This window comes from Bacillus sp. SIMBA_005 (assembly GCF_046535585.1).
GTDB lineage: Bacteria > Bacillota > Bacilli > Bacillales > Bacillaceae > Bacillus > Bacillus pumilus.
In genome coordinates this window covers 1-229 of record NZ_JAWRWI010001310.1, presented here as the reverse complement: position 1 = coordinate 229, position 229 = coordinate 1, and the positions used below count along the sequence as shown (strand labels likewise).

The following is a 229-nucleotide window of genomic DNA, read 5'->3' as shown; positions in this document are numbered from 1 at the left end:
ACCGCTCCTGCTGATTCGGGCCGACCCATGTCCGTCCCGATACGGCCGGGGCGACGCCGGGAAGCGCGCATGCCGCGGCGTCCACCACAGCCGGGACGGCGCAGGCGTCCGCCGTCGCTGGATTCGTCGCGCTCATCGGTTCGCTCCCGTCGCCGTGGTCAGGGCCTGATCGAGGTCCCAGATGATGTCGTCGGCGTCTTCGAGACCGACGGAGATACGGATCAGATCC

General features: G+C 69.4%; 1 protein-coding gene. It reads right to left on the bottom strand.

Annotated features, from left to right (window positions below):
- Positions 1-132: 132 nt before the first annotated feature.
- Positions 133-222: a hypothetical protein gene (locus SB660_RS24315; protein WP_410585220.1), complete on the bottom strand. Its 90-nt coding sequence runs from the start codon at positions 220-222 to the stop codon at positions 133-135.
- Positions 223-229 lie beyond the last annotated feature (7 nt).